At 60.8% G+C, this 25,766-nt stretch carries 24 protein-coding genes and 3 pseudogenes; 6 read left to right on the top strand and 21 right to left on the bottom strand.

The genetic code is table 11. The features are described 5' to 3' along the window. Nucleotides 1-52: 52 nt before the first annotated feature. The 3 genes and pseudogenes from AQZ49_RS23025 to AQZ49_RS14445 form a co-directional block, all read right to left on the bottom strand. A pseudogene (locus tag AQZ49_RS23025) lies at nt 53-445 on the bottom strand (tyrosine-type recombinase/integrase); the annotation flags it as partial. Nucleotides 446-831: 386 nt separating this feature from the next. Then, on the bottom strand, nt 832-1,248 hold the full coding sequence (locus AQZ49_RS22860) for a helix-turn-helix domain-containing protein (protein ID WP_231739246.1): 417 nt from the start codon (nt 1,246-1,248) through the stop codon (nt 832-834). 85 nt (nt 1,249-1,333) lie between these two features. Continuing rightward, a complete protein-coding gene (locus AQZ49_RS14445; RefSeq protein ID WP_067616852.1) occupies nt 1,334-1,525 on the bottom strand; it encodes an Arc family DNA-binding protein in 192 nt (63 codons plus the stop codon). A 74-nt stretch (nt 1,526-1,599) separates the two neighbouring features. On the opposite strand from AQZ49_RS14445, the gene AQZ49_RS14440 reads away from it, so the two are divergent. From AQZ49_RS14440 to AQZ49_RS14430, 3 genes are all read left to right on the top strand, one after another. Beyond that, complete coding sequence (locus AQZ49_RS14440; RefSeq protein WP_067616849.1) at nt 1,600-1,881, top strand: Arc family DNA-binding protein; 282 nt, start codon at nt 1,600-1,602, stop codon at nt 1,879-1,881. Between the two features lie 65 nt (nt 1,882-1,946). Then, nucleotides 1,947-2,417: a Panacea domain-containing protein gene (locus tag AQZ49_RS14435; RefSeq protein WP_197411054.1), complete on the top strand. Its 471-nt coding sequence runs from the start codon at nt 1,947-1,949 to the stop codon at nt 2,415-2,417. Continuing rightward, nucleotides 2,401-2,823 carry a hypothetical protein gene (locus AQZ49_RS14430; protein WP_231739245.1) on the top strand — a complete coding sequence of 141 codons (423 nt, stop codon included), beginning with the start codon at nt 2,401-2,403 and terminating at the stop codon, nt 2,821-2,823. The genes AQZ49_RS14435 and AQZ49_RS14430 overlap by 17 nt, the downstream gene beginning before the upstream one ends. A 57-nt stretch (nt 2,824-2,880) precedes the next feature. Here the strand turns inward: AQZ49_RS14430 and AQZ49_RS22595 are convergent, their stop codons facing one another. The 7 genes from AQZ49_RS22595 to AQZ49_RS22365 all read right to left on the bottom strand — a co-directional run bounded on the left by AQZ49_RS22595 (nt 2,881) and on the right by AQZ49_RS22365 (nt 13,076). Continuing rightward, nucleotides 2,881-4,341: a restriction endonuclease subunit S gene (locus tag AQZ49_RS22595; RefSeq protein WP_067616845.1), complete on the bottom strand. Its 1,461-nt coding sequence runs from the start codon at nt 4,339-4,341 to the stop codon at nt 2,881-2,883. Further along, complete coding sequence (locus tag AQZ49_RS14420; RefSeq protein ID WP_067616844.1) at nt 4,338-5,819, bottom strand: HsdM family class I SAM-dependent methyltransferase; 1,482 nt, start codon at nt 5,817-5,819, stop codon at nt 4,338-4,340. The genes AQZ49_RS22595 and AQZ49_RS14420 overlap by 4 nt, the downstream gene beginning before the upstream one ends. 12 nt (nt 5,820-5,831) lie before the next feature. Beyond that, nucleotides 5,832-9,248: a type I restriction-modification system endonuclease gene (gene hsdR / locus AQZ49_RS14415; RefSeq protein ID WP_197411053.1), complete on the bottom strand. Its 3,417-nt coding sequence runs from the start codon at nt 9,246-9,248 to the stop codon at nt 5,832-5,834. Between the two features lie 79 nt (nt 9,249-9,327). Next, on the bottom strand, nt 9,328-10,095 hold the full coding sequence (locus AQZ49_RS14410) for a reverse transcriptase domain-containing protein (protein WP_067616843.1): 768 nt from the start codon (nt 10,093-10,095) through the stop codon (nt 9,328-9,330). Nucleotides 10,096-10,427: 332 nt separating this feature from the next. Beyond that, on the bottom strand, nt 10,428-11,294 hold the full coding sequence (locus AQZ49_RS14405) for a site-specific integrase (RefSeq protein WP_231739244.1): 867 nt from the start codon (nt 11,292-11,294) through the stop codon (nt 10,428-10,430). A 145-nt stretch (nt 11,295-11,439) separates the two neighbouring features. Continuing rightward, nucleotides 11,440-12,516, bottom strand: coding sequence for a hypothetical protein (locus tag AQZ49_RS14400; RefSeq protein WP_067616841.1), 1,077 nt, complete (start codon nt 12,514-12,516; stop codon nt 11,440-11,442). A 188-nt stretch (nt 12,517-12,704) separates the two neighbouring features. Next, nucleotides 12,705-13,076 carry a hypothetical protein gene (locus tag AQZ49_RS22365; protein ID WP_156428316.1) on the bottom strand — a complete coding sequence of 124 codons (372 nt, stop codon included), beginning with the start codon at nt 13,074-13,076 and terminating at the stop codon, nt 12,705-12,707. A 225-nt stretch (nt 13,077-13,301) separates the two neighbouring features. On the opposite strand from AQZ49_RS22365, the gene AQZ49_RS14390 reads away from it, so the two are divergent. Beyond that, nucleotides 13,302-13,535 (top strand): helix-turn-helix domain-containing protein, encoded by a 234-nt coding sequence (locus tag AQZ49_RS14390; protein WP_067616839.1) that lies wholly within the window; start codon nt 13,302-13,304, stop codon nt 13,533-13,535. Nucleotides 13,536-13,591: 56 nt separating this feature from the next. Here the strand turns inward: AQZ49_RS14390 and AQZ49_RS14385 are convergent, their stop codons facing one another. Continuing rightward, on the bottom strand, nt 13,592-15,610 hold the full coding sequence (locus tag AQZ49_RS14385) for an ATP-binding protein (protein WP_197411052.1): 2,019 nt from the start codon (nt 15,608-15,610) through the stop codon (nt 13,592-13,594). On the opposite strand from AQZ49_RS14385, the gene AQZ49_RS22360 reads away from it, so the two are divergent. Further along, complete coding sequence (locus AQZ49_RS22360; protein WP_156428315.1) at nt 15,609-15,923, top strand: hypothetical protein; 315 nt, start codon at nt 15,609-15,611, stop codon at nt 15,921-15,923. The genes AQZ49_RS14385 and AQZ49_RS22360 overlap by 2 nt on opposite strands. 433 nt (nt 15,924-16,356) lie before the next feature. Here the strand turns inward: AQZ49_RS22360 and AQZ49_RS14380 are convergent, their stop codons facing one another. The 4 genes from AQZ49_RS14380 to AQZ49_RS14370 all read right to left on the bottom strand — a co-directional run bounded on the left by AQZ49_RS14380 (nt 16,357) and on the right by AQZ49_RS14370 (nt 19,308). Then, nucleotides 16,357-16,707, bottom strand: coding sequence for a hypothetical protein (locus AQZ49_RS14380; protein WP_156428314.1), 351 nt, complete (start codon nt 16,705-16,707; stop codon nt 16,357-16,359). Between the two features lie 17 nt (nt 16,708-16,724). Next, the gene (locus tag AQZ49_RS14375; RefSeq protein WP_156428313.1) at nt 16,725-17,783 is read right to left on the bottom strand and encodes a hypothetical protein; all 1,059 of its coding nucleotides are present in this window, start codon (nt 17,781-17,783) and stop codon (nt 16,725-16,727) included. A 663-nt stretch (nt 17,784-18,446) separates the two neighbouring features. Beyond that, entirely contained in the window at nt 18,447-18,620 is a 174-nt protein-coding gene (locus tag AQZ49_RS22355) for a hypothetical protein (protein ID WP_156428312.1), read from the bottom strand. 13 nt (nt 18,621-18,633) lie between these two features. After that, a complete protein-coding gene (locus AQZ49_RS14370) occupies nt 18,634-19,308 on the bottom strand; it encodes a peroxiredoxin-like family protein (RefSeq protein WP_067616835.1) in 675 nt (224 codons plus the stop codon). Between the two features lie 168 nt (nt 19,309-19,476). On the opposite strand from AQZ49_RS14370, the gene AQZ49_RS14365 reads away from it, so the two are divergent. Beyond that, complete coding sequence (locus tag AQZ49_RS14365; protein WP_067616834.1) at nt 19,477-20,367, top strand: LysR family transcriptional regulator; 891 nt, start codon at nt 19,477-19,479, stop codon at nt 20,365-20,367. A 58-nt stretch (nt 20,368-20,425) separates the two neighbouring features. Here AQZ49_RS14365 and AQZ49_RS14360 read toward each other — a convergent pair whose 3' ends face one another. From AQZ49_RS14360 to AQZ49_RS14345, 6 genes and pseudogenes are all read right to left on the bottom strand, one after another. Next, the gene (locus AQZ49_RS14360) at nt 20,426-21,004 is read right to left on the bottom strand and encodes a carboxymuconolactone decarboxylase family protein (protein WP_067616833.1); all 579 of its coding nucleotides are present in this window, start codon (nt 21,002-21,004) and stop codon (nt 20,426-20,428) included. 344 nt (nt 21,005-21,348) lie between these two features. Then, complete coding sequence (locus tag AQZ49_RS14355) at nt 21,349-22,638, bottom strand: GGDEF domain-containing protein (RefSeq protein WP_067616830.1); 1,290 nt, start codon at nt 22,636-22,638, stop codon at nt 21,349-21,351. A 133-nt stretch (nt 22,639-22,771) separates the two neighbouring features. Further along, complete coding sequence (locus tag AQZ49_RS23020) at nt 22,772-23,110, bottom strand: PilZ domain-containing protein (RefSeq protein ID WP_369819139.1); 339 nt, start codon at nt 23,108-23,110, stop codon at nt 22,772-22,774. Further along, nucleotides 23,096-23,317, bottom strand: a pseudogene (locus AQZ49_RS23015) (PilZ domain-containing protein); the annotation flags it as partial. The gene AQZ49_RS23020 and the pseudogene AQZ49_RS23015, both read right to left, overlap by 15 nt. Before the next feature lie 90 nt (nt 23,318-23,407). Next, nucleotides 23,408-23,680 (bottom strand): annotated as a pseudogene (locus AQZ49_RS22850) (DUF1153 domain-containing protein); the annotation flags it as partial. Continuing rightward, nucleotides 23,677-25,467, bottom strand: coding sequence for a sensor domain-containing phosphodiesterase (locus AQZ49_RS14345; protein ID WP_231739243.1), 1,791 nt, complete (start codon nt 25,465-25,467; stop codon nt 23,677-23,679). The pseudogene AQZ49_RS22850 and the gene AQZ49_RS14345, both read right to left, overlap by 4 nt. Nucleotides 25,468-25,766 lie beyond the last annotated feature (299 nt).

Below are 25,766 nucleotides of genomic sequence, written 5' to 3'. Positions count from 1 at the left end.
GCGCGTAAGTTTCTGTCACTCCAGGCCTTCTATGACCCAGGAAGCCTTCGACCTCCCATGCAGGCACGCCGCGTCGCCTCAGCTCCACCGCCATGGTATGACGCAGGCTGTATGGAACTATGTCCTCGGACAGTCCTGCCTCCTTCACGATCAGCTTGAACGTCTTTTTGACGGTCTTGATCGGCTTGCCGCGCCACATAACGAAACGCGGCACTGCCTGTGCCTGCATAAACGGCAGCAGCGTGTTTGTGATTGGTACGATCGGCCTACGCTTTTTGGTCTGCGGACGGCCCTTGGGGTTGAGGTCGATCACTCGGTCGGTGAGTCCGACTTGATCAGGTCGCAGGTCGAACACAGCATCGGGTCGAGCCAAAGTGTTCAGCATGATGATGCAAAAGACATAGACGTGAGGCCACGCCTGGGCTGCGATCAGCAGGCGGCGCATCTCGTCGGGGTCAAGCCTGCGCCTTTCCTGCGCATCGCTCCGGTCTTGAATGTCGCGAATGAAGGGCGCTGACACGATCTCCTGGTTCTTCCAGGCAAAGTTCACAGCCGCGCGACCAACGGATAGCAAGCGCGAGACGTTGGAGTTCCTGTACCCCCTTGCCTTGAGCCACTCGATGAACTTCTTCTGTCGGGGGACAGTCAGCCCGGCGATGGTTGTGTCACCCCAAAACTCAGTCCACAGCAACAACGCGAAGCGGGCAGTGTCCTTGGATGGCAGGTTGCACGCATGCTGATGCCAATAGCGCACGAGCACCTTTGCCAGGGTGATCTCGTCGATCTTTGCATGCCGTATTTCGGCGTACTTCGTGACATACTCGGCGAGCTTCAGCTGGGCTTGCCGAAAATCTTCTGTGCCAAGAGAACGTCGGCGTGTTTGTCGGGTTTCGGTTTCGTACCAGGTTGCGTACCAGGTTCCTGAGCCTGGCCGTTGGGTAAGCCAGTGGTCGCCGATTGCAAAGCGTTCGTCTTGCATGAAGATGTGCCCACCTTTTCAATATAACCGTTGATGTGTTCTGACGTGTATTGTGCCTTACCTGCTATCATGCAGGAGCCAATCTTCCCGTTTTTGCGTAGTCGTTGTACGGTGAATACGGATACGCCGAAGAAATTCGCGACTTGATGTTCCGTGAAGAGAAACTTTACCTCAGGTAGGCTTTTTATTGATTGGATCGCTACCATCTGTAGAAAGGATTTCTTGTTATTTTTCTGCTCAGGCAGCAGATCGACTGTTGCTGATGACATCTCATCAACTCCTTGGTCCTGTTGGCTTGGGCGGAGGCATACGACCGACTAGCGCCGTGATCTGCGCTATTCGAGCAAGGCCACGTCAGGTTTTTGACGGGGGTGCGGAATCGTGTTGGTTCCGATCGAAGGAATCCTCGTGCATCGCCATCTTGAGATGGAAGTTGATCTCGCCGTTCAAAGACCGGCTGTTGGCGCGGGCGCTATCGAGGAGTCTTGCCCGCACATCCTCAGACAGGCGGACCTTGACATCGTGTTGCTTCAATTCTGCCTCCATGGGTCATAAGTACCCCATTATGGGTAGTCTTGATTCGACTTGATGTCCACCCCTTAGTGGGGCATTGCTGCCCCATGATCGACATTTCCCCTGACATGAAACTGCGGCTGCCGATGGACCTGCGCCGGGCTGTTGAAGGTGCCGCCAAGGCCAACAGGCGCTCCCTGAATGCAGAGATCACTGCGAGGCTAGAGTACAGCTTCCTGCTCGAAGCTGTCGCTGACCCAGCTTCACACGGCAGCAATGGTGATGCGGGCTGGCAGCAGGCTGTGCGCGCTCAGGGCCAAGAGATCGAGGCCCTGCGTGCAGAGGTGCGCGCGCTGAGCATGCAGATCAACGCCAAGGCGGCCATCTAAAATGAGTCGTTTGCCTCCTTGCAGCGCGAGGTGGTATGGCTCATATAGGGAACGGAGACACCGCCATGCCCCGCTATGACCCTCGGGCCATTGCCAATGAGTTCATAAAGCTCAATGGCAACAGGCCGTTCAATCAGATGTGGTTGCAGAAGCTCGTGTATATCGCGAACGGGTGGAACCTCGCGATCAACCGGGAGCCGCTGACTGGTGCCAGGGTTGAGGCCTGGGATGGTGGCCCTGTGTATCGCACGATCTGGAACCATCTGCGCGACTTCGGGAGCGATAGGAAGACCCGGCTGCTGTGTGACAACGAAGGTCAACCCTTTGAGGCTGATCTGGCTCCCGGTGAGACCAGCGTGATCCAACACGTATGGGATCGCTATGGCTCCTTCACCGGGTCGGAATTGTCTCGGATGACGCACCAAGAGGGCACGCCCTGGAGCAATGCGTACTTCGGTAAAGGCCAGAACGCCCCCCTGAGCGAAGCTGACATCCAGCAGCATTTCATCGAGCTTGCCCTTGCCGGACGCTCCTGACCTACCAGAGATCACGGTTGGGGACATCGACAGGGCACCAACCACCCCCGTCCATCTCCCGAGTGACGTAACAGTCAGCTCCGAACAGCTCCGCCTGGCACTCAGTAGGCTTGGCGACGAGAACGCAGAACTCAAGGAGCAGCTCGACGCGCTGCGCAAAAGTGTTCGCACTATTGAAACGCTCGACAGCCTAATCAAGCCGATGGCAAATCGGGCATTTGTGTTCATGTGCGTCTATTGCGGGGTGGTCGCACTCCTTGTTACGTTCCATGGCTTCAAGTTGCGCAACTTCAACCTTCCAGACAGCGTGCTTCAGTTCCTTGTCGGCAGTACGGCAACTACTGTTATTGGCCTTGTCGGCATGGTGCTAACAGGCATCTTTGTTGGTGCACGCAAGAACGGCTGAGACTGGCCACTAGTACGCCCTGAGGAATGCACTGACAGTCAACCCAGTATTGCCGTCTCATGCAACCTCCCTGGCCTTCCGGCCTCGCTTTGCCTTGGGCGCAACGGCACGCTGAGCGCGGATACGGGCCAGGAGCGCGCTGGCGGGCTCGTCAGCGGGGTCCTGGGGGACCAGTTCACCCCGGAACGCCTTAGCGAGGGTTGCCGCTTCCAGCCGATCGAGCAGGGCGCGGGCGCGCATGGCCTCAGCTTCCAGCCGATCGGCACGGGAGAAAGCTACCGACAGCAACCGAGACATTTCTGCTTGCTCTCCGGCGGGCGGCAACGGGATACCCAACGCCTTGAGCTTTGAGCCGTTCACGTTCGCCTGCCCCACTTGTTGGCTGGCAACTTGATCGACCCAAGCGCGCCCGAACGGCGAGTTCAGATAGCGGACAAACAGGTCCGGCAGGATTGCCGAACACCGCAGCCGGATGAGGTAGGAGGCGTAGGACGCAGGTCCACCATGCCCCTCGAAGACTGCGCTCTTGCCGACAAGCTCGTAGCTGTTGGTCCGGTTGAACAGCACGTCGCCCGGTTCGAGATACAGGTCGGGGAACTCGCTGTGATCGTGTGGCAGGTACTTCAGACTTCCCCAGTCCAGTTCGCCCCGTTGGATATTGCCCATGCGAAGGACCGGCACGCCTTCGTTGTCGTCGTCCGTCTTGGCGGAAGTGCCATACTGAACAACGCCGAGCACCTCGTCTACCGACACCCATCGCCAGTGCGCCGGGATACCCACCTCGGGCTGCCAGTCGATCTCGGCGGCGGGCTTGCGTCGCGGTTGACCTGTTGTCGCCTCGTATGCGCGCGCAAGATCAGCAGGGGTGGCCGTGACATCGTCGGGATGGCCGTTATGCCACTGAGCGGTCAGTTCACCCCGAAACGCCGAAATGACGGACGATTGCCGTAGATGTTCCGCCAGCACGGAGACCCGATCCAGTTCGGCGCGGGCTCGGGCCAAGGCGGCGGTCAGGGTATCCAACTTCGCGACAACGCGGTGTTGTTCGGCTGTTGGGGGAAGTGGGATGCTGTGCCGCTCCAGGTGGTCCCGAGGCACACGCCTCTGCCCAACCGCACCACTCATGTGCATCTCGGCTTCCGCACGGAAAGAGGGTTGCCGCAGGAACCGCCATAGGTAGTCGGCAGATACGCCTTCTGCGGGGCGAAACACGTAAAACTCGGTCGAGCCACACGCCATGCCATTAGACAGGTTGCGGGCGATCGCTGCCTTGCCATTCTCCATACATGGCGTGATCTTGGCAAAGATCACATCACCGTCAGCAAAGTGTGTGTAACCAGCCCATACTTCGGCCAGCGGTCGCTCGGAGGCTGAGGTAATCGCACCAAGATGCTCGTCTACCGCAGGCATCGGTACGAACGAAATCTGTCGCTCCCTGTCGGTGTCGGCGGGGTGCTTAGGATTGATGGTAGCTATCAAACCGATCGTGGCCTCGACCCACCCCTGCGGTAGTATCACTCTGCTGCCTCCAGTTCGGCATCAAGAGTCACACCCTCACCGAGTTCATCCACCAGCGCGCGCACCTCCACCAGTGCAGCCAAAAGATGGGCCTCTATCGCCGAGGCAATGTCCTCCGGAGTATCCAGCCCGTCCTCGGGATCACCGCTGGTGTCCTTGAGCCAGGTGATGTCGAGGTTGTCGTTGCGCGCGGCGATCTGGTCGCGCGTGAAGCAGCGGAAGCGACCTTCTTCGCCCTGATCCTTGCGTGGGGCTTCGCCGAACGGATCATCACCGAATGCGGCAATGAAGTCGGCGAGATCGGACGCCTTGAAGGGGCTAGTCTTGCCGTAGGTCGGCACGTTCGACCGGGCATCATAAATCCAAACGGCCTTGGTCGCGTCTGTCGTGGGGGCTTCGTCGTTGGCGCGAGTATAGAAGATGACGTTGGTCTTGACCCCCTGCGCATAGAACAAGCCGATCGGCAGGCGCAGGATGGTGTGCAGGTTGCACCTGTTCATCAGCATCTGGCGCAGCGCCTTGCCTCTGCCGTCGTCGAACAGCACGTTGTCGGGCACCAGCACCGCCGCACGACCGCCCAGACGCAGAGCGCGGATGCAGTGTTCCACGAACGGCAACTGATAGGACGACACGCGGTCGGTGATGGTCAGATCGTCGCGCGTCGGTGGACCACCAGCGGGGCCGAACGGTGGGTTGGTCAGGATCAGGTCGGCATTCTTGAACTTCGGGGCCTGGCCAGCGGGTGACAGCGAGTCCGCAAGGTCGAGATTATTGGGGTCGATGCCGTGCAAGTGCAGGTTCATCTGTAACAGCCGATAGGTGTCAGGCACGTTTTCCAGTCCGCGCAGGGCATCTTGAAGCTGGAACACTTTCAGTCGGTTCGACAGCTCAAAGTAGTCGTCCGTCCGAGCCTTCATGTATTGATTGGCCGCGATCAGGAAGCCACCTGTGCCCGCTGCTGGGTCCTGAATGATCTCGCCCGGCTGGGGCTGCATCAGGCCGACCATGGCCTCGATCAGCACGCGCGGAGTGAAATACTGGCCCGCACCCCGCTTGGTCTCTTCCGCCATGCGCTGGAGCAGCCCTTCATAGGCATCGCCGAAGGCGTCACGCTCTTCGCTGAACCAGTGCAGGCCGTCGATCGCGTCGATGAGCTGGCGCAGGTTCGCAGGCGTGCGGATGACGGTGGCGGCGTTCTGAAAGATGGCGACAATCGAGCGGTCGCCTACCTTGGTCGCATCGCCAAGGTCGATCAGCATCCGCTTGTAGAGCTGAAGCACATCCGTCTCGCTGGACCTCTTCAACGCCGACCAGCGGTATTGCTCGGGAATGCGGGTCTCGTCTTTTTGCTCGGACGCCATCTTGAGGAACAGCAGGTAAGTTAGCTCGGTAACGTACTGCTGATAGGTCACGCCATCCTTGCGGAGCAGGGCGCACAACCGCCAGAGCTTGTTCACGAGATCGCCAGAGGGGTTCATTTCAGACTTTCACTATGCGGCCCTGCCGCTGTCCCAGATCGCTGCGTTGAGGTCTTTGAGCACGTCCCCTAGCCGATGATCGAACACCAGGTCGACCGTTTCAAAGCCACCGTGTTGCGCAAACAGTGGATCGGCCAGGATTTCGGGGTCACCAACCGGCTGGTCCTTCAGGACGCGGGTGATGCGTTGCAGCCACTGCCGCTGCTTGGTGGTCCAGTCACGGCTGGCGATGATGGTATTGACGCCGTTTTCGACGCGGGTTGCATAGGGCACCAGTGGGTCGCCCAGCGCGGCCTGGCGAATGAAGCCGATGATGTGCGCGGCGATGTCGGCGTTGCGCGTGCTGCCATAGGCGCGGCGCAGACTGGCTTCAGAAAAGCCCTCCTTGTCGAGCAATACCGCCAGTTCCTTCAGCTCCTTGCGGGTCAGCTCACGCGGGCGCTGGGTCGCGGCGATCATGGCGGGCACGGCGTTCATGTTGCTCCGCACGAAGGTCTCGAAGCTCTCGATGTAATCGGCGGGGCTGGCTGCCGTGCCGAAATCGTCCTCGACCGACAGCAGCTCGTCGTCATGTTCGGATATGAAAACGCCTGTGCCCTTTGTCGCGCTTCCGGCCTTGTCGAGGATGGCCGCGAGCTGCGGGTGCTGTGAGAACAGCGCCAGGGTATCGGCTGGGGGTTTGCCGATGAGCTGATCGGGCAGCCTGGTGAGGTCACCCAGCACCTGTTCCAGCGTGGCGCGCATGTCGCCTGTAACATGCTTCAACCGCTGGCGCAGCTTCACGACGATCTGGTCGCGCACGTAAGTGCGGTCCTCTTCCGGCGCGCGCTCCAGGTCTTGCAGCAGCGTGGCGAAGCTGAGGCTGGGGTTCACCACCACCGGACGCATGTCGGTGAATTCTTGCAGGTTGGCGTAGATGTCCACGGCGTCGAAGATGCGGAAGTATTCCTTGCCGATCTCGTCGCAGCGGCGCGTCGCGCGCCCGATCATCTGGTCATACAGAATGCGGCTGTTGACCCGGCGCACGAACACCAAGTTGGTGATGGCGGGCACGTCGATGCCGGTGGTGAGCAGATCGACGGTCACGACATACTTGGGGCGCGGGTCATTCTTGAACACCTTGATCCGGTCGAGCGGCTTATCGACTGAGCCGGTGATCTTCTCGACCAGATCGTGCGCCTGGGGCCCGTATTCCTCGGTCAGGGCGTTGATCAGTTCCTCGACCAGGATGTCGGCATGATCGTCACGCGCCGCGAAAATCAGAGTCTTGCCGGGTTCGGTGGGCGGACATTCGAGCGCGATGGCGTCGGCCACAGCCCGGTTGAAGGGGTGCGTGTAGACCTTCTTGTTGAACTCAGCGACCTCGAAATCGACCTGATCCTCCAGGCCAAAGAGGTCGATCTGCCCGGTCCTCGGGTCGATGATGTTGACCTCTTCGCCGGGCGTGAAAGTGATGCCGGTCTTGCTCAACGCCGTCGTGATCCGGCGCGGCGGGCGATGATCAATCAGCCAACCGTCGATCACGGCCTGGCGGTAGCCATAGTGGAACACGGGCCCGCCGAAGATTTGCCTGGTGTGCAAAGCAGGGGTCGCGGTCAACGCCACCTTGGTTGCGTCGAAGTAGTCCAGCACCCGGCGATAGGCGGACAAGTAGTCATCCAGGTTGCGGAAGCCGAGGTCTTCCTCGCGCAGTTCGGCGTCGAGCGTGTAGCCCCGGTGCGCCTCGTCAACGATGATCAGGTCATACGTGCCCGGCGTAGGCCTGCCCGCATCATCATCGTCGAACACCCGCTTGACCAGCGCCTGCACCGTGGCGACCTGCACACGGTCGGACGCTTCCGGGAATTTCTTGGCCAGGTCTGCAACACCGAACACTTCATCGAACTTCAAGAAGCCGATGGTGTCGGTGGTACTCATGGCGTCGAGCGTCTGGCGGCCCAGGGCGGTGCGATCGACCAGGAACAGGATGCGCCGGAACCGCTTGGTCTTCAGCAGTTCGTACATCAGTGCAATGGCGAGGCGGGTCTTGCCGGTGCCTGTGGCCATGGCGAGCAGGATATGATCCTGCCCCCGCGCAACGGCTTCACGGACGGCCTGGACAGCAGCCTTCTGGTATGGGCGCAGGCCGGACACGCCGAGTTCTTGCTCGGCGATCTGGTCGACGGGTTGGCCGACTGCCTGCTGTAGCTTCTCGGTCAGGTCGCGGGGGCTAAACCATTCCGACAATGCGCGGGGCGGAGTGTCGGTGCGTGCATCCCAGAACCAGATGCCCGACTTGCTCGCCAACTGCTTCACATAGGGCCGGCCATTGGTGACGAACAGGAAGGGCACGACGAATTGGTCATCGCCGTTCGTCCAGGGGCTGCCTTCTACAACCTCGTCGGCAGCGAGCCTTATGCCGCGCGCGTATCGCTTGGACTGGCCCAGGCGACCGGGCACGTCCTTGAACTGCCGCTTGGCCTCGATCACGCCGACGCACTTGCCGTCGATGAACAAGGCATAGTCAACCGGACCGCTTGCGGTCGGCCATTCGGCTATGGCCATCGCCTTGCCAGCCTTTGGACGGACGCCGGCAGCGTGGCGCATAACCGTACTGTCAACTTCCCACCCAGCTCCGCGCAGGTGTTCGTCAATCAGAACCCGCGTGGTAGCTTCATCGACCTCCGCATCGTCGGTCATGCGCGCAGCGAGCTGGGCGAGCAGATCGAGCTGCTTGGGTTCGGCCTTCTCGGCCTCGGCCTGGGTAGCGGCCAGAGTCTTTTCGGCGGAGCGCAGCGCCTTCTCGGTTTCGGCGGCGTACTGTTCCCAGAACGCCCGCTGTTCAGCTTCTGCTGCCACTTGCTCGGCCAGGCGCGCGCGGTCTTCCTCGACCTGTTGAGCGGCAAGACGGGCCTTGGCCTCGGCGTCAGTGCTTGCCTGGACCGCCTGCCGCAGTTCGGCCAGTTCGGCTTTCAGGCCCTCGGTTGCATCAACGGGCGGGCTTGGTGGAACGAACGGGCCGGGTTTGAACTTCGGCTGCCCCTCATAGGTCTGGTGATACCAGATGCCGATGGCGCGGGCGATCTTGAGTGCATGCAGCGCATCGTGGCTGGTGCCGTGGTCCTCGTGGGCGGCGCGGTTGCCGACCTGGCGCAGGTGATGGAAATAGTCAGCGGCTTGCTGCGGCAACACCGACCGTGCCTTCAGTGACCGCAGGACATCATCGAAGCTCGCAGATGACGACGGCAACAACGCATGTTGCGCGGCGATCTCTTTCGCCGTGAACTCGGCAAACTGGCGCAGCTTGATTAGCGTACCGGGCGGGTCATTCAGGAAGTACCGTTCTGCCAGCGCGCCCAGCTTGGCCAGTTGGGGGCTGCGACTCGCCAGAAAACTGAAATTGCTTGGCTGTGCCCCCATCACATCATCGTAGCAGGCGAACCGATCCACTCAAGTCACTCTGCCCAGTGCAATTGATTGCACTTCGGCCGACATCCCGCACAACAGCGCAAGCGGCAGGCTGGCGTTGTCAGCCATCGACACCCATCAGTTCTGAATGCTGATCAACCGACACGCTGCGAATGTAGCCGAGGATACCTTCAATCTGTTCAAGGCTGCCGGTTTCCAGGGCGGCTGCGAACTGGGCAAGTCGTTCGGCAACCAAGGCCATTTTCCCTGACCCAAACTCGATATTGAAGCCGACAGTCTGGGCGGCTGGTGGCCGGGTCTTCTCCTCATTGAAGCAGAACCCGGAGGCGGCTGCGGCGCTCCGCAAGTTGTCCATCCCATCAGCCAAGTGGGCGAGCGACTCGCCCGAGAGGGTTATATCGTCCACGTATACTGTGACTTCGATGCCTCTCCCCCTGAGTGCCCCAATGGCCTTGCCCAGGCGCGACTGCGCGAAGACCAGCGACGCGATCAATGGGGATTGGACGAACCCAAACGGAATGCTGTACCTGTGCTGCGGCGGCGACTTATCTACTGTGCTGTCGCAAGCTGCTGCCCAAGCATCTGGTTGGGGCAAACCAAGCCGTTTCAGGGCACGGTGAACCTTGGAGCGCGTAACCTGGTCGAAGAAGCGTCGCAGATCGAGCGACGCCACATAGGGGGCATCACGATGTCTGCGCGCAGCGGCGACATGGCCTCCGTCAAGCAGATGATAGAAGTTGCCGGGGCATTTCCAGCGGCCTTCGATGGCAGTCTTGATCTCCTTGCCGCGCACCCGCCCAGCTTCGCTTGGCACATAGATCCATGTGTCCGCCTTGAGCCGAAACTTGGTCTGATAAAGGTCGCGCACAGTAGTTGGTGACCTCATCCCAGAGTTTCACGAGCCAGTATGCCGCTTTAGACACCTTAACTGCCAAACCTAGGACGAGGCCACAGTTACGAAAAAACTTGCGCTTTTTCATATCGTGGGTTCCTCACACTACCCCCGGCTGCCTTGCGCTACGCGCCAGTCACCAACCAAGAAAGCATCATAGTCACTGTCAGCCAGTCACCGTGACGCCACGCAACAGCATAAACGAACATGGACGAACCGTGTCGCATCGCTGCGGTGAAGAACCTCATGCCGAGGGACCCTCACGCTGGGGCATAGGCGGCGAGATTTCAAGCACGAACTGCATGCAACTACAGCGTCGCGCCTGCCGCATTGTCGATGAACAGCTCGCCGTCACGCACGTACCGGGCAAGCATGGCGTCGCTGGCGTGGCCGGTCATCTGACGCACCTTCCATGACGATGCTCCTGCTTGCACCGCACTGGTGGCGAACCCTGCGCGCAAGCTGTGGCCGGAATAGTGGGCAGGGTCGATCCCGATAGCGGCCAGCCGTTCCTTCACCACCAGCGATACAGCCTCGCCTGACAGGCGGCTGGGTGCGATCCGGCCATGACGATCAACCGGGTGGAACACGGGGCCTGCGGTGATGTCGGCCAGTGCAAGCCAATCGTCGAGACTGGCGACCGGGCAGTGACGGCCCCGTGCATATGGCACACCGATCTTGCGTCCGTTGGCGGTCTGGTCGGTTTTGGAGCGCCGGATGGTGAGCACCACGCCCTGCCGCACATGCTCGATGTCGGCGAAGTCCAGCGCGACAAGCTCCGAACGCCTGAACCCGCCCGCAAAACCGATCAACAGCAGCGCACGATCACGCGCCGCTTTCATGCCGCTGCCGATTGCGTCCAGTGCCAACATCAGGTCTTCGCGCAGCAGTGGCTTGGCCTGGTCTGGCGCAGAACCGTACCTGCGTCGGATGCCACGCAGGACCGAGCGCACCAGTTCGCTACATGTCGGGTCTTGGTGCCCGGACGCACGGTGAGCTTTGGCAAGGGACGCCAGCCACCGCGCCAGTGTCGCCGCTGCGTGCGTATCGGCATGTGCGGTGAGGTACGCCGCAATGACCATGTCTGTCGCCGGGATAGTTCCGCCCCAGGCGGCGAACCGCGCCAGGTCGGACGCATATGCGCGGCGCGAGTTGTCTGCCAGACTGTCGCGCACGAGATCGGCGACGGCAGTGGGCAGGAGCGCCTCCCCGTGGCCTGTGCAATTAATGTCACTCGCGGCTGGCGGCTCCTCTAGCGCCTTGGCAGCCTCGGTTTTGAGTCGTGATAAGAGAAGGTTATCGCGAGTTAGGCCCCCCATGTCACGCTTCCCCGCCGAACAGGTCAGGCTTGCGCGGCGGGGTTGGTCGGCGTTCAAGCAATCGGCAGCGGATGTCGTCGAGGTGATCCAATTCGTCGCGCACCACGGCGGCGATGCGTTCAACCCCATCGCGGGGGCAGCCTACTTTTTCCATGTCCGTATGCACCCCCATATCCTGGAGAGGGTAAGACTGGTGCCAGTCGAGCCGACGACGGATCGGCGCACCGTCCGCATAGAAGGCGGCAACTGCGGCGACATCAACAGCTCGGAAGTCGGGGACGAACTCAGCGATGGTGCTGCTGACCCTGTCGTTCTCAAGGACCAGGCGGCGGATAGCGGCCTTGCCCGTCGCCGTGAACCTGCAACAACAGTATGTGGGCACTGACCCGCTCAAGATGACCCGTGGCGGGGTGACCTCCACCACAGATGTCGTGAGGCCAAGCTGCCGCACTGCACTGGCCAGGATGGGCAGCATCAGAATGATCGGTTCCCGCACCAGCCGGGTGGCGACAAGCACGGCCTCGATCAGGCTCGATGGCAACCCAGCGTCACTGAAGGCGTCGAGCAACACCATCAGTGGTTCGCCAAGCGAAAAGGACTGACCGTGGCCCGTTGCCACAGCGCACCACGCTGCGGTGGCACGGCGCTCCAGGGGCACGTGTACGTCAGCGGCTATGGCAGCCAGGGCTTCGACGGATTGGCCACGGCACCAATCTCGAAACTCATCAACGTCGCGACCATCGTGCGCGGTGCAGATCAGATAGTCGGCGCTGCGGTCTTTCACCGCTGCGACCATGTCGGTGACGGTCGCGAAGATCACGTCCAGGTCGGAACCCAGCGACTGCCTGTATTCGCGATCGACTGCGAGTTGCGTCACACGCTGGACCAACCCCAGGTCTGCTATGCCGATGTCTTCGTATGCGATCAGGCAAAGCCGCCGCCAGATGCCTTTCCCGCGATGGCGGTGCAGCACCTCGGCTGCCATCAAGGCATGATCGTGTTCGCCCCGGCGGATCGCCTTGTTGATCAAACTGCTTGCCAGCCACGGGTCGCGGAGAGTGGGGGTAGTGACGTTCATATGACCTCCTGTCAGGGAGGTCGGAAATCTTGAAACCCACCATAAGCGTTAGCTCAGTGCCCGGTCATGGGAAGGGGAAAGGCGAGGTGCGAGCAAGTAAATCGGCGCGCTCAAGTGTGATCGTCCTCGCCCTCGTCAGTCCCTTCCGCCGTCGCATTTGCAGTTAATTGCACCGACAAACATCAGCTTCATTGTTGCTTGAACTCGTCTGCGATCTGCTGGTCGTCTTCCACACCACTGATGTTGCAGTTGTCGTCGATCTTTCCGTACAGGCGTTGCACCACCATTCCCCCGAAGCCGTTGCGGGCACGAAACGTCACGATGAAGGTATGGTTTGGTGTGAAGTGCGTGCCGCTGATCGCCTCGAAGCTGGCGGGGTCATTGATCTGGTCACCCAGCTTTCCCTTGAGTCCGAAAGGCACGCCGTTGTCCGGACGAAAACAGGCGTCAACGCCAGTGGGTTTCGGTGGCTCATTGTAGATGGACACTACGGAACCAATAATAGCTACAGGGACCAGCCATTTATAGAGTGGTGAGTTGATCGGGCTGAAAATGGCCATGTCGTTATATCAATCCTTTGTCCAATCAGGCACCTATTACTGGCAGAACCACCAGCGGTATGGCTGCCATCCAAATCAGCACCTTTGTGGAGAGCGGCAGAGTCGGCTTGGTCTGATCAGTCATGCCTTGGTTTCCTTCCTTTGGCTTTGATTATAGCCTGAAAAAGTTAACAATGGGATTAGTATGCCGTGGACGGATAGTCACCTCTCCCGCGATCTGCGGGTATGTCCGACCCGTTCCTCGACATCCTTGGCCAGCGCATACGCGCACGGCGGCGAGAGCTTGGCTTCTCGCAGGAAGGGCTGGCGCATGAGGCTGGACTGGATCGCAGCTACGTTGGCCGGATCGAGCGCGGCGAACACAACCTGACGTTCGTGGCGTTGATCAGACTCTGCCGGGCGATGCGCTGTGACGTGGCCGCGCTGACGGTGGGGTTGCCGACAGTACCTAGAAGTTGACTTGCATGGCCACGCGCTACGTTGTCGCCAACCACTCGCCGTGCAGTGGCCTGTGGTCAGTCTGCGCTGAAGTAGCTCTTGCCGCTGATGCCGGCGCGATCGAAGAACGCCTGGTTGCGGTCCCTTGCGTCACCGAGCAACGCATCCCAGCCCACGAGCTCAATCGACCCACGAAAGCCATCACGCGGTTGGTACACGCGGCCACGTCCATCAGCTGTCCGCTGCCATGAGTATGTCCAGTCATCCAGCTTACCGACGATGTCTGCAACTATGAAGCAGTGGAACACTGTCCGGTCATCCAACTTGATCGGGCGACCCTTTACATCGGTCATCGTCCCCGACTGTAGCTGGCGAACATAGCGTTCCACCTGAAGCTGTGGGTTCTCGTCGTCGGCGTAGCTCGTCCGCCCAGGCCGCTTGAACTCGACCAAAAGCACCTTCGACGGCTCTTCCACTTGCCGAAGCCCGTGGACGTAGTCGAAGATCAGAACATCCGGTCGGTCGCTGCTTTCTGCGGCGGCGGAGAGGGTGCTGAATTCCACGTCTGAACTGAAGTATTGCGCGAATGTGAGCCGCTCATCGACGATCCAGAGATCGTGCGAACTGGCGGACGCTACCTTCTTCGTCCCGTCGGCAAGCGTGTTTACCCGCAAGGGGCAGATGAAGGAGTGCAGCACGTCCTCGCGCTGGTATGAGCTGTCGCGTGTGTCGTCGCGGACCTTTGCCAACAGAATTTCGATGAAGTCGAGGACGACCTTTCGCCGAACGATGTACTCGGCCAGGCTGCGTTGCTCGGCCTCCTCAATAGCCTTACCGGCCTCGCTGACGGCAGTTGTGAAAGAATCCAACGTCACTGCGCCGTCCTTAAGCCGCGTGAGCACGGAGCGAATCTTTTCGGCCTGCCGTTGGTCGCGCCGGAACCGCTCGCGCGACAGGTGGCCATAGATCGCGTCGTTGTTGAGCTCACCAGAGGGTAACTTGGCCTGTAGCTCATCGGTGCTGCCGAACGCCACTGACGGATACGATTCAGTGATTTCCTGGATGATGTCCCGTTGCTCATCGCTCAGCTTGGCCAGCGGCTCCGCCAGAAAGCGTTCGATCTGGCCGGTGCAAACGTCGTTGATGATGCGGTCGAGAATCACGTCCTCGAACATGAACGCAGTGCGTTCCTGGTTGACGTTCTGGTCAAGGAACTCGCCGGTCAGGATGGCGTGGAATACGCGATCCTCGCCGGTCCCGAAATACTTAAGGCCCAACTTGCCGTCGATGCTCTGCGAACAGACGGTGCGGTCGTGTGCGATGAAGTGCACAAAGTGCGACCCCTTGAGGTCGGCACTGGCCACCTTGTCGCATTCCATCAGGGTAAGCAGGAGCGTCCCATACTCTTCGGTAACAAGCTCGATCCCAGGCTCTTTCCGGTGGACAATCTTGTCAATATCGCCGGGGTAGTGCCGGGTTTCGTCCCCGACGTACACGGTGACGGCGGGGCACTTGCCGCCAATGAACGTCGGCAGGAAGTGCGAGGTCAGGTGCTGGAAGACGAAGCTGTCGCGGCCAGGGAACCGTGCAAAGTAGCCATTGTCCCGCAACCCCTCGAAACGCACATGGAATGAAGTACCCGCAGCGTCGCTCGCCTCGCTGACGACGTGGTTGGCAATCTGATCGTCGTTGGCCAGCTTGAACTCGAACGACCGGCAGGCGAGGGTGTCGCCATCCTTGAATACGCTTCGGACTTCTACACGTTGGAAGCAGTCAAGCCATAGCAGACGCCCGACCCCCTTGCCGCCAATGCTCAACTTGTTGTCTGTGTCAGTGGTGGTGAACCCATCCCAGTTGCGGTCATCCAAGCCGAGACCGTTGTCTTCAACCGTGGCCCATACGCCTTCCTTCTTGCGATTCGTGTGCACAGTGACGAAGATTCTCCCCTCGGTCATGACGGCTTCGCCGAACTTGCTCTGCACCGAGTGTATCGCGTTGCTGATGGCCTCGAACAGGGGCTGCATCGCGGCAGCCACCGAAGTCGGTTTTGGAAGCCGGTCGATACGCTTTACAAGATTTGGACGAAGGGAGGTCATGTGGCGAGAGATCGTCCGTTCTGCCCAGGGAAGTCAAGTCGATCCGGTCGCGGCGGTCGCTAATACCGACCACGGCACACCCATCACCATGATGTCCACGGCTGAAGGCGCTGCCACAAGGGAGAAGCTATCCATGCAATTAATTGCAGAGCTTGTGCCCATGCAGTGCGATCCCCAGCAGTGTCCCGCACCGGCGCATGATTGCTTGCATTTCAGCGGATCGACCATTGCGCTGGTGCCGCCTGGCTCCCGGTCATTCTTTGCTCCCCGGCAACGGATGTCTTTCGGTCACCACCTGCAAATTCTGGAATAGGCATCCAAACTCGGCTCCCCCCTCCCTAGGGCACTTTCAAAGAACTGAGAACGGTCGGTGTTTTTCGAGTCCAACCAACACGATAGGCGACGACCTGCTCGCTGTCCTGAATGTCCACGAACTAGTCCTACCCAGGACGTTTGCCCTGGATTGTTGCACACTGGCGTCCGTGCGGACAAACGGCTTCCAGTTGCAGTTAATTGCACTGGGCCGTTGGCGACGTGGGACATAGGCCGGTCTTGTTGAGCGCCACAGGAGCAGTTGAACCGCATGCTGGTGGTGCGTTTACCGAGAGGCGTGAGGGACTCCTCTCCGGGCCTGACAGCGGCGAAATGACCATGGTGCCGATGAGGCGTGCCTACGTGGGCGGACAGGCTTGCAACCGATCCCCTTTTTGATCGCCCGCTCGATCTGAGCTTGGGATGGTTGGCGGTCATGTCGAGGCCTCTTCCGCTTCCTCGGCTTCCTGAATGGCTGCCAGAGCTTGCCCCAGCACATCCAGGAGCGCGGCGGACAATGTAGCTGGCTGCGGAAGATCGGCGTGGAACCCGCTGTCGAAACGCTTATCGACTGGGATTAGTGCGATGTGCTCGCTCTCCCCAGTCGGTGCGTACGACGCATACGCTGTAAGCTGGCTTTCCCCAAGACTGAACCACCATCCGGGCAGAACAGCTTTGAAGGCGGCAATGGTCGACTCCAGCTTGGTCGCCGGCGCGCACTTCCAATCCATCGTGTGCTGCTGCTGCGCATCGAAGGAGCGCATTTGTTTTGCAATTAATTTCACAGACCAGCTCCTCTTCTTCAGGCCCAAGCCGTGGTGTCTGCGAGCTTCAGGTCGCCAAGCATGTGCTGCCAGCTGTCCCACATGACCTCGACGTTCCACCATGCCACGATATGCTGGGTGAGGTGCTTGCGTGCGACCGTGCGGGCATCCTCGGGCAGCAAGGCAAGCGCGGCAGGAAGACCTATATGTTCTGCGGAGTTCAGGAGCAGCGTCCAGACATAGGGCTTGATGCCCCCCGCAGGCGGGCCAGGGACGCGCTTGACCATGCTGAAGTCATCATAGGGGCAGGGCAGCATGTCCAAGTGCTTGAGCAAGATGCTGGTCTTTGCGAGCCTGCGCTCGATGCGCACGCCGACCTTGTCAGGTGCCATTGTACCCTTGGCCTTCCGCTTGGCCGTGCGGTCATAGATGACGGTGTGATTGCCTTTGGTCTTGCCGTGCTGGAACGTCTCCAGCTGGCCATTGCTGCGCCACACCTTGGTCGTTGCCGCCTGCTTGGGCAACAGGTGCAAATTTTTCATCGTCAACGTCGGCAGATCGACAGAGATGTCGATCCTGGTGATGTGCCCGTTGCAGACGAAGTAATCCCAGCCGTTCGGGACGATCATCGACAAGATGCTGTGAAGCTCGAACAGCCCCTGTGCGCCGATGTCGTGGGGCACGAAGTCTATCCGCAGGCTGGACGCCATGTGGTCAACATAGGTGTATGACAGGTGTGGCCAGAATTTTGAGTTGGGCACCGACTTAAGGATGATCCTCCAAGCTCGCTTATATCCGCCCGGCTTTTTACCGACGGGGACAAAGCACTGGTCCTCGTAACCCCCGGTCTTGGTCAACTCCTTGGCACCACCCTTCGCAGTAGCCTGAGTCATGGTCCAGATGTTGCTATGGATGGCAACCGCATCCTGCACGTCCGAAACCTTCACGACAACGCAGAGACGGTCTATGAAGGGTGTAGGTGTACTGACATAATCATGGATGTCAGGAGGGCTCTGGGGCGGCTGTTTCGGGGCTTGGTATCCGGAGGTATTGCTCTTGTTAGACACAGGTACAGGTAGCTTGAGGATCATAGCCATCGTGGTGCTCCAGTGAATGAGCGGCGTCCTGGGCTTGCTGCTCCGCCAGTAACGCCTCATAATGTCGGTGTTCGCGTCGGCGGGCCGGCGTCAGGGGTTGGCACGCAGTTGGCACGCAGGGGTTGCTAAACCCCAGTGTTTCCGTGCTTGCGGGTGCTAGCCACAGCTAGCCTAGCCCCATGATTTCCTTGGTTTACCTGGCCGTTGCCAAGGTTGGGGTCGAGGGTTCGAATCCCTTCGCCCGCTCCAGTTGCCGTAATGTTCGGTCGTCGACCATAGGGTTCGACCGAACCTCTTGGAGCCCTCTAAGTCTTTTGTGTGCTGCGCAGCATGCCGCTTCGCTGGGTGGTTCGAATCCCTTCCCTGCTCCAGCGGTTTCAATGACTGAAAGGTCATTGTGGAGGTGATGGGAAATTCCACCCCACCGTAGCCCATTCAATTGGTTCTTGAAGGCGATTTGTTCTGCGCATGGCTTGTCATATCATGAATTTGCGCTTGTGGCCCGATCACCGAAGGCTGTCTGGGTGGGGTGCCCGCCGGGGGCGAGGGATAGTTTCCCCACATTCATTCTGGTTTCGCAATCTACCTCTTGCACGACATAAATAATTTCAAGAATTGGTAGTCCAGATCAGATCGCGAGGAGCTGCGACTGGAACGGGGCGGTTACGCGTGAGGTTGGGTGTGCAGTGCGGGTGTCTTGATGAACCGGTTGCTGGTGCGGACGGCAAGGTCGGTCGCCACGGCGCTGGCCATGGCGAACACGCTGCCGGTCTGTTCATAGGCGATCATGCCAAGCCAGAGCTCGTCGCTCGCCAATCGTCGAAACCGTGTTATCATCACGGGCGCTCCTTCAGGCTTTCGACAGCGCTGCGGCGCGCACTGCGGGCAGCATGTCGGAGGGTTCCGGGCGGCGGGTATAGTCGGGGTTCACTTCGGCATAACGGATCATGCCGTCCTGCCCGATCACGAACCGTGCGGGCATCGGCAAAGTCCAGCTTGGATCGCCGTTGAAGACGGGAAGGTCGTTTTTGAGCATGGTGTAAAGCTCGACCAGATAGTCGGGCAGGGTGAAGCGCAGGCCAAATGCCGCGGCGATCGTGTTGTGGGTATCCGACAGGATCGGAAAATCGAGCCCGTTGGCCGCCACCGACTTGCGGCTGTTGGCGCGGGTCTGTGGCGAGATTGCGACCAGATTGGCCCCCGCAGCGCGGAACGCGGGCAGCGCCTCTTGCAGGGCCTGCAGTTCCATGTTGCAATAAGGGCACCACACCCCCCGGTAAAAGCTGAGGATCAGCGGACCCCGGGCGAGCAGGTCGCGCGATGATACCGGCGTGCCGTCGTGGGCGGACAGCGTGAAGTCCGGTGCGAAATCGCCCGCCTGGAGCGCGCGTTCCGCCGCGCCGCTGGCAATCAGATCGCGGGTTGCGCGGTCCATCGTCGCGATTACCGCCGGTGGCACGTTGTAGGGTGGCTTGCCGGCGCGGAAATCCGCCTTGAAGGCGTCGAGTTTGTCCTGGAGGGTCATGGTCACGGTTCCTGGCTTGGGTGTGGTGCCTCGCTCCGCCACTTGCGTGGCGCTGATGCCCCAATAGGCGGAACAAGGTCCGGGCGGATCAGGGCTTGGGGCGATAATCGCTATTCCGGGTTGGAATGAATTGGGTTAGGCTTCGCCGATCATCCAAGGGAGACGCGCATGGATCGCCTGGGGGCAATGGCAACGCTGGTCCGGGTGATCGATACCGGATCGTTTTCGGCAGCGGCGCGGCAGCTCAACATCGGACAGCCCGCGATCTCAAAGACGATTGCGCAACTGGAAGATCGGCTTGGCGTGCGGCTGTTGACCCGGACGACGCGGGGCCTGACGCCGACCGAGGCGGGCATGCGCTTTTACGAGCGGGCACGCCGATCGATCGAAGAAGCGGATGAAGCCGAACTGGCCGCGCGCGGCGAAGGCGCGGGCCTGACCGGCACGCTGCGGATCTCGACTGCCGCGACATTTGCCAGGCTCCACGTGGTAAAGCTGTTGCCGGCGTTCCTGGCCGATCATCCCGGTCTGAATGTCGAGCTTGTGCTCGATGACCGTTATATCGATCTGGTCGAGGAAGGCATCGACGTATCGCTGCGCATCGGGGATCTGCGCGATTCGTCGGCCACTGCGCGGCGTCTGGGATCGAGCCAGCGATCGGTGCTGGCCACGCAGGCCTACCTCGATCGCCGTGGCGAGCCGAAAACGCCGTCCGAACTCGCCGAGCATGAAAGCATCATCTATGGGCAGGGCCGGACGGACACCTGGCGTTTTCGGCGGGACGGGACCGAAGTGTCGGTGGCAGTCGCCGGTCGGCTGCGGACCACCGGCGCAGAGGGCATTCGTGCGGCGGTGCTGGCCGACATGGGCCTGACGATCGCGTCGCACTGGATGTTCGCGCCCGAACTGGCATCGGGCGCGGTGTGCGCGGTGCTGCGCGAATGGACGCTCGATCCGATCGATCTGTGGGCGGTCTATCCGGGCGGTCGGCTGGTATCGGCCAAAGCGCGCGCGTTCACCGATATCGTCGCGGCGGCGATGCGCGCGCCGACCCCTTGATCGGCAAACCGGGCTGGCCGCCCCGCCAGGGGGCGGGACGGCCGGCATCGGACGGGGATCAGGCTGCGGGGTGCAAATGGCCGGGCGCGACCCATTCGGCGCCCTTCATGAACCCGTCGAGCGGGGTCTGCGCAAGGTGGTTGGTATAGTTCGAGATCAGCTTGGTTGCGGCCAGCACCAGCACGTCGAGCACGGCGGCGTTGGTAAACCCTGCGGCCTTGAACGCGGCCACGTCATCCTGGCTGACAACGCCGCGGTTGCGGGTGACCAGCGCTGCAAAAGTGCGCAGGGCTTCGAGCCGGGGATCGGCAATCGGCAGGCCATCGCGCACCGCGGTGATCACCGCATTGTCGACTTTGGCCATGCGCGACAGGTTGGTGTGACCGGCCATGCAATACGTGCATTCGTTCTCGTAGATGATCGCCAGATAGGCCACATTGCGTTCCTGCGGTGTGAAGCCGGTCTTTTCGGCAATGCCCCACAGTGTGGCATAGGCTTCGATCGCGGCGGGGCTTTCGGCCAGAATGCGATGGAGGTTGGGCACAAAGCCCCAACCGGCCTGGACCGATTTCAGGATCTCCGCCGAAGCGGCGGGGGCGGTGTTGGCGTCGTGCAACTGAAAGCCGTTGATGGTCATGATGCAATCTCCTGTTTGGCAAAGTGTCCGCCGCGTCTGGCGTGGCCCCTGATTGGCCCAAGTCGGCCGCGGGGAGCAGATAGGCCGAAGCGATAGGTTTCATTCCCGGCAGGAATGGGCACGCAGCGCGGTTGGCCGTCAGCCAAACCTGCGCGCCGACGCCCGCTCTGGGCACCAGCGGCATGCCCTTTGGCCAACCGCCGCGCGCACCCTTCGACAGGCCCAGGGTGAGCGAATCTTTCTGATATTATTGATTTAAATTGGTGCAGGCGCCCATGTGTGAATCCCGTAGAGTGCGGCGCGGTGGCACGCACGACGGGCAATGGTCGGGCGATCAGGCCTTGCTAGGCGTTGGCGCCCCGCACCGACGAACCGGCGTTCCCGGTGGGCGAACTGTTGCCGACGACCCGGTTGCGGCCATCGCGTTTGGCCTGATAGAGGTTGCGATCGGCGTGGTGGACGATCGTGGCGATGTCCCTGCCGTCTTCGGGAATCGTGGCCAGCCCGATGCTGACTGTCGGTGGGCTGGCGAGCGAGCCTGCAAACGCCGCGGGCACGGCCGCGCGCAACCGTTCGGCCAGGCCCAGCGCGGCCTGATGGCCCAGCCCTTCGCACAACACGACAAATTCTTCGCCGCCATAGCGAAAGATATTGTCGCCGCTGCGCACGGTCTGGCGCAGCGCCTCGGCCACTTTGCGCAACACGTCGTCGCCAGCGACGTGGCCGTACTGGTCGTTGATCTGCTTGAAATGGTCGATGTCGATGATTGCCAGGCTGAGCGGCTGACCCGATGACAGCGCGCGCGTCACACTCGATCGGCCCATCGCCTCGAACCGGCCGCGATTGAGCGCACCGGTCAGTTGATCGATGCTGCTGCTTTCAAGCAATTCCTCGTACCGGCGGCGATAGGTCAGGGTGTCAAACACCCCCAGGACCGGCACATCGAATGCATTGGGCTGTTCGCATTCGATCCACCGCAAATAGGCGGCGGTCAGCGTGGCATAGACGACAGCGGCGGCCATCTTGGCAATCCAGCCTCCGAACAGGGCCGTGGCCGGCGTCGCGGCCAGAAAGTGCAACCCCCCGAAAAACAGCACCTGGTCAAATGTCAGCACGACGGCCAGCGCGATAAGCGCCCGGGGAAAGATCCGGCTGCCGATCATTCCGCGCAGCCGTTCGTACAGCAGGATAATCCCGATTGAATCGAGATAGAGCAGTAGCGTTCCCCAGACCATCAGGGCGCCCATCTGGTCGAGCAGCTTGAGGTCCGGATCGTGGCCGCCAAGTATTTCAGGTGGTGGGCTCAGCCTGAGGATGGCAACCAGCACGACCATCAGGAAATTGCCGATCAGCAGGCCATAGATCGGCTGGCGCACGGTCTCGGCATCTTCTCTGATGTACAGCAGCAGGATCATCGCCAATTTGCCGGCGAACATCACCGTCGATCCGGGCGAGATCAGTCCGAACGGCAGGCGGATGAAGAACACCGCGGCCAGATAGGTTTCGACAAAGTGCATCACGCCAAGCGCGCAGACGAACACCCCGATCCCCAGCCGACGCCGCGCGCGAAAAAGCAGGCTCATCACGACGAAATAGACAATGGCCTGCATGAGCAGGACGATGGTTCCGGTCATACACCCCTGGTCGCGGTTCGGCATCCAACTTGGCGGCGAATGATCGGATCATTAACCATCCAAGACATATTTACAATGCAGGTCAGCCATCTAGGCGATGGCGTCGTCCGCATTGTTCCGGTTCGCGTCGAAATCAATCCGCTCGCTTTGCCAGATATCCGGCGAAATCCTTAAGCTGGAATGGATTTTCGAAACTGACTCCATAATTTGGGTGATTGCGCCAGCGAACTTTGGCGTAAATCAGCGGCAAATCGGATGTTTCGATTTTTACCATTTCATCGATCAGCAGCCATTTGTCGGTTTTGAAGGCGGCGCCAAACTGCGAGATATCGTAGAACGTTATCGGGGTGGCGGTTTCGCCCAGATGCAGCCTGCCTTGCAGGGCCAGGCGCAGGCGCAGATGCTGCCGCCGCCCGGTTTCCTTGGCGTCGCCCAGAAAACGTTCGAGGTCTATTGGCTGAAGAAATTGCACGCCCACGCTGTCTTCTTCTGTCCATACGCAGCGGCAGGGATATCTATCGCCATTGGCCACTTCGATGGCGAGTTCGTCATGCCGGGGCAGCGGGGCGAACAGTTTGATCTTGAGCCCGGTCGCCGAAGCATCGCGGATGATGCAAAACTGTTCGCGATCATCGACGATCAGTTTGGCCACGCGCAAGATCAGGAACAGCCGCGATGCACCGCGCCGCTCGTGTTGCTCGGGATGGACGCTTGGGCCAGGCATGATCGGGTCGGCCGGCAGGCTCTCTTGCGGGGAATTCGCGGCCGTCTCGCGATAGAATTGGGATAGCGTCATGCGCAGGCCCTTGACGCCGGACCGCTCGATCGCGCGCTGCCAACCGAGGAATTCTTCGAGGGTCAGGTTGTATCGCTGGCAGGCCCCGTCAACGGTAATCAGGCCGCTTTCAACCGCCGCCACCACTTGCGCCTTGCGACGCGGCACCCAGCGGGTGGTATCGGGAGGAGGCAACTCTTCCAGGCTGGCCGGCGCGGCGAGGGGCCGCTGCGCGCCGTTCGGGTCTGTCTTCCTCCGTTGGTTCATTGACCCGCTCCCGCATTGGCCTGCAATGATTCGAGCCAGGGCGCACATTGCGCCCTGGCCCACAGAAAGCCCTGGCCACGACGACAGCCGATCGCGTGCAGCGCTTCGGCCTGGGCCCTGGTTTCGATGCCTTCGGCGACAACTTCGGTGCCAAGCAGGTTGGCCAGCTTGACCACGCCTTCGCCGACCAGCCGACCGCGCGCGTCGGCATCGACTGCGGCCACGAACTTGCGGTCGAGTTTCAACATGTCGAACGGATAGGTCTGCAAACAGACAAGCGCCGAATAGCCCGTGCCGAAATCGTCGAGGGCCATCCGCACGCCCATGGCCTTGAGCTGGCGGATATGCGCAATCGCGCAGGCCTCATCGCCGATTGCGGTGGTTTCGGTGATTTCCAGCACCAGTCTGCGGGGGTCGAGGCCGCTCTGTTCCAGCGCCGCGCGGGTCATCGACACGACATTGCGGTTGGCGATCCATTGCGCGGAAATGTTGACCGAGAAGTAATAATCGCCCCGGCAGGCGGCCGCTTCGGCGCAGGCGCGAACCATAACCCAGGCATCGAGCCGCGCCGACAAGCCGCAGGCTTCGGCCAGGGGTACGAAACGGTCCGGCGCGAGTATGCCCAAGTCTGGATGGCGCCAGCGGACAAGCGCCTCATAGCCCGATATCGCCCCGGTCGCGATGTCCTGGCACGATTGCCATTCGAGAAAGAGTTCATCCCGATCGATCGCGTCCGACAGTGCGATTTCGGGGCGTGAACTGTTTGCATGGGGCGGCTGGAGATTGTCGTTTCCGGCAATGCCCAGTCGTCCGCAGCCGGCCCGTTTGGCCGAACGCATCGCGCCATAGGCTGCGTGCACAAGATCGCTCTGGGTGATGGCATCGCGCGGTGCCAGCGCGCCGCCGATGGTGATACCGACCTTGATGGCATGGCCGTGGATCGCAACCGGTGCACGGCAAGTGCCCAGCAGTCTTTGCGCGACAAGCTCCAAGGCGGTCGCATCGACCGGGTGTGCCAGCAGGATCACGAATTCATCCCCGCCAAAGCGCGAGACGAGATCGCCATGGCGCACGGCACCCAGCAGGCGCCGCGCCATTTCCTCCAGCAGGCGATCGCCGATGGCATGGCCGAAATTGTCGTTGACGACCTTGAAATGGTCGAGATCGAGATAGAGCAGGCCGCAGCCTTCGCCACTGAGCGTGGGGCTGATGACGCGATCGAGTGCGGTTTCCAGACCATGGCGGTTGAGCAGCCCGGTCAGCGGGTCAAGCGAAGCGACATCGCGCTGCAATTCCAGCCGCCGATGCAGTTCGAGCAGCGACAGGGCGCTTGCTGCGAACCGCGTCAGCATGGCCCTGTCGGCAGGGCTGAACGAGCGGGGGACGCGATCGATCACGCACACCGTGCCCAGCGCCGCACCGCTCTCGGTGACGATCGGGGCACCGGCATAGAAGCAGAAATCGGGATAGGCGTTGACCAGGGGATTGTCGCGAAATCGCGGATCGGTTCTGGCATCCTCGACCACCATGACTTCGTCTGGCCGCATGATCGCATGGGCACAGAACGAATGGCTGCGCGGGGTCTGGCGCATATCAAGCCCGGCCATCGCCTTGAACCATTGGCGATCGGCATCAACCAGCGAGACCAGCGCGATGGGTACGCCAAAGTGGGCGCTGGCCATCTCCACCAGATTGTCAAATCGGCTGTCAAAATCGGTGTCGACAATTTTGTAATCGACAAGATTTGCCAGGCGATCGATCTCATTTCCGATCAGGATATTTTTCAACTTAAGACCCTTTGTGTTGAAAACACCCAAATTCATGGAAAACACTGTCGACAACATTTAATAGTTCGGTGAGGTATTGTGTTAATATTTTCTGCAATCGGGTTGACATAATTTACAACTGGATGGGCCTGATTTCAGTGTCTGACCCGAAACTTGCGTTTCGCCGAGGTGGGCACCGGCTCGCTCCCCCCCCCGCCCACCCATAGGGTACTATGGGTGGGCAGTCGGGCGGGGGAGCGGGCCGGTGCCCACCTCGAAACGCGCTCGTTTGCGCGTTTCGAGTCAACCTCTTAGGCCTG

It is taken from the genome of Novosphingobium sp. FSW06-99, from assembly GCF_001519065.1.
Lineage (GTDB): Bacteria > Pseudomonadota > Alphaproteobacteria > Sphingomonadales > Sphingomonadaceae > Novosphingobium.
Note: the sequence above shows the minus strand (reverse complement) of the source record. Positions and strands in the feature narration are given on the sequence as shown.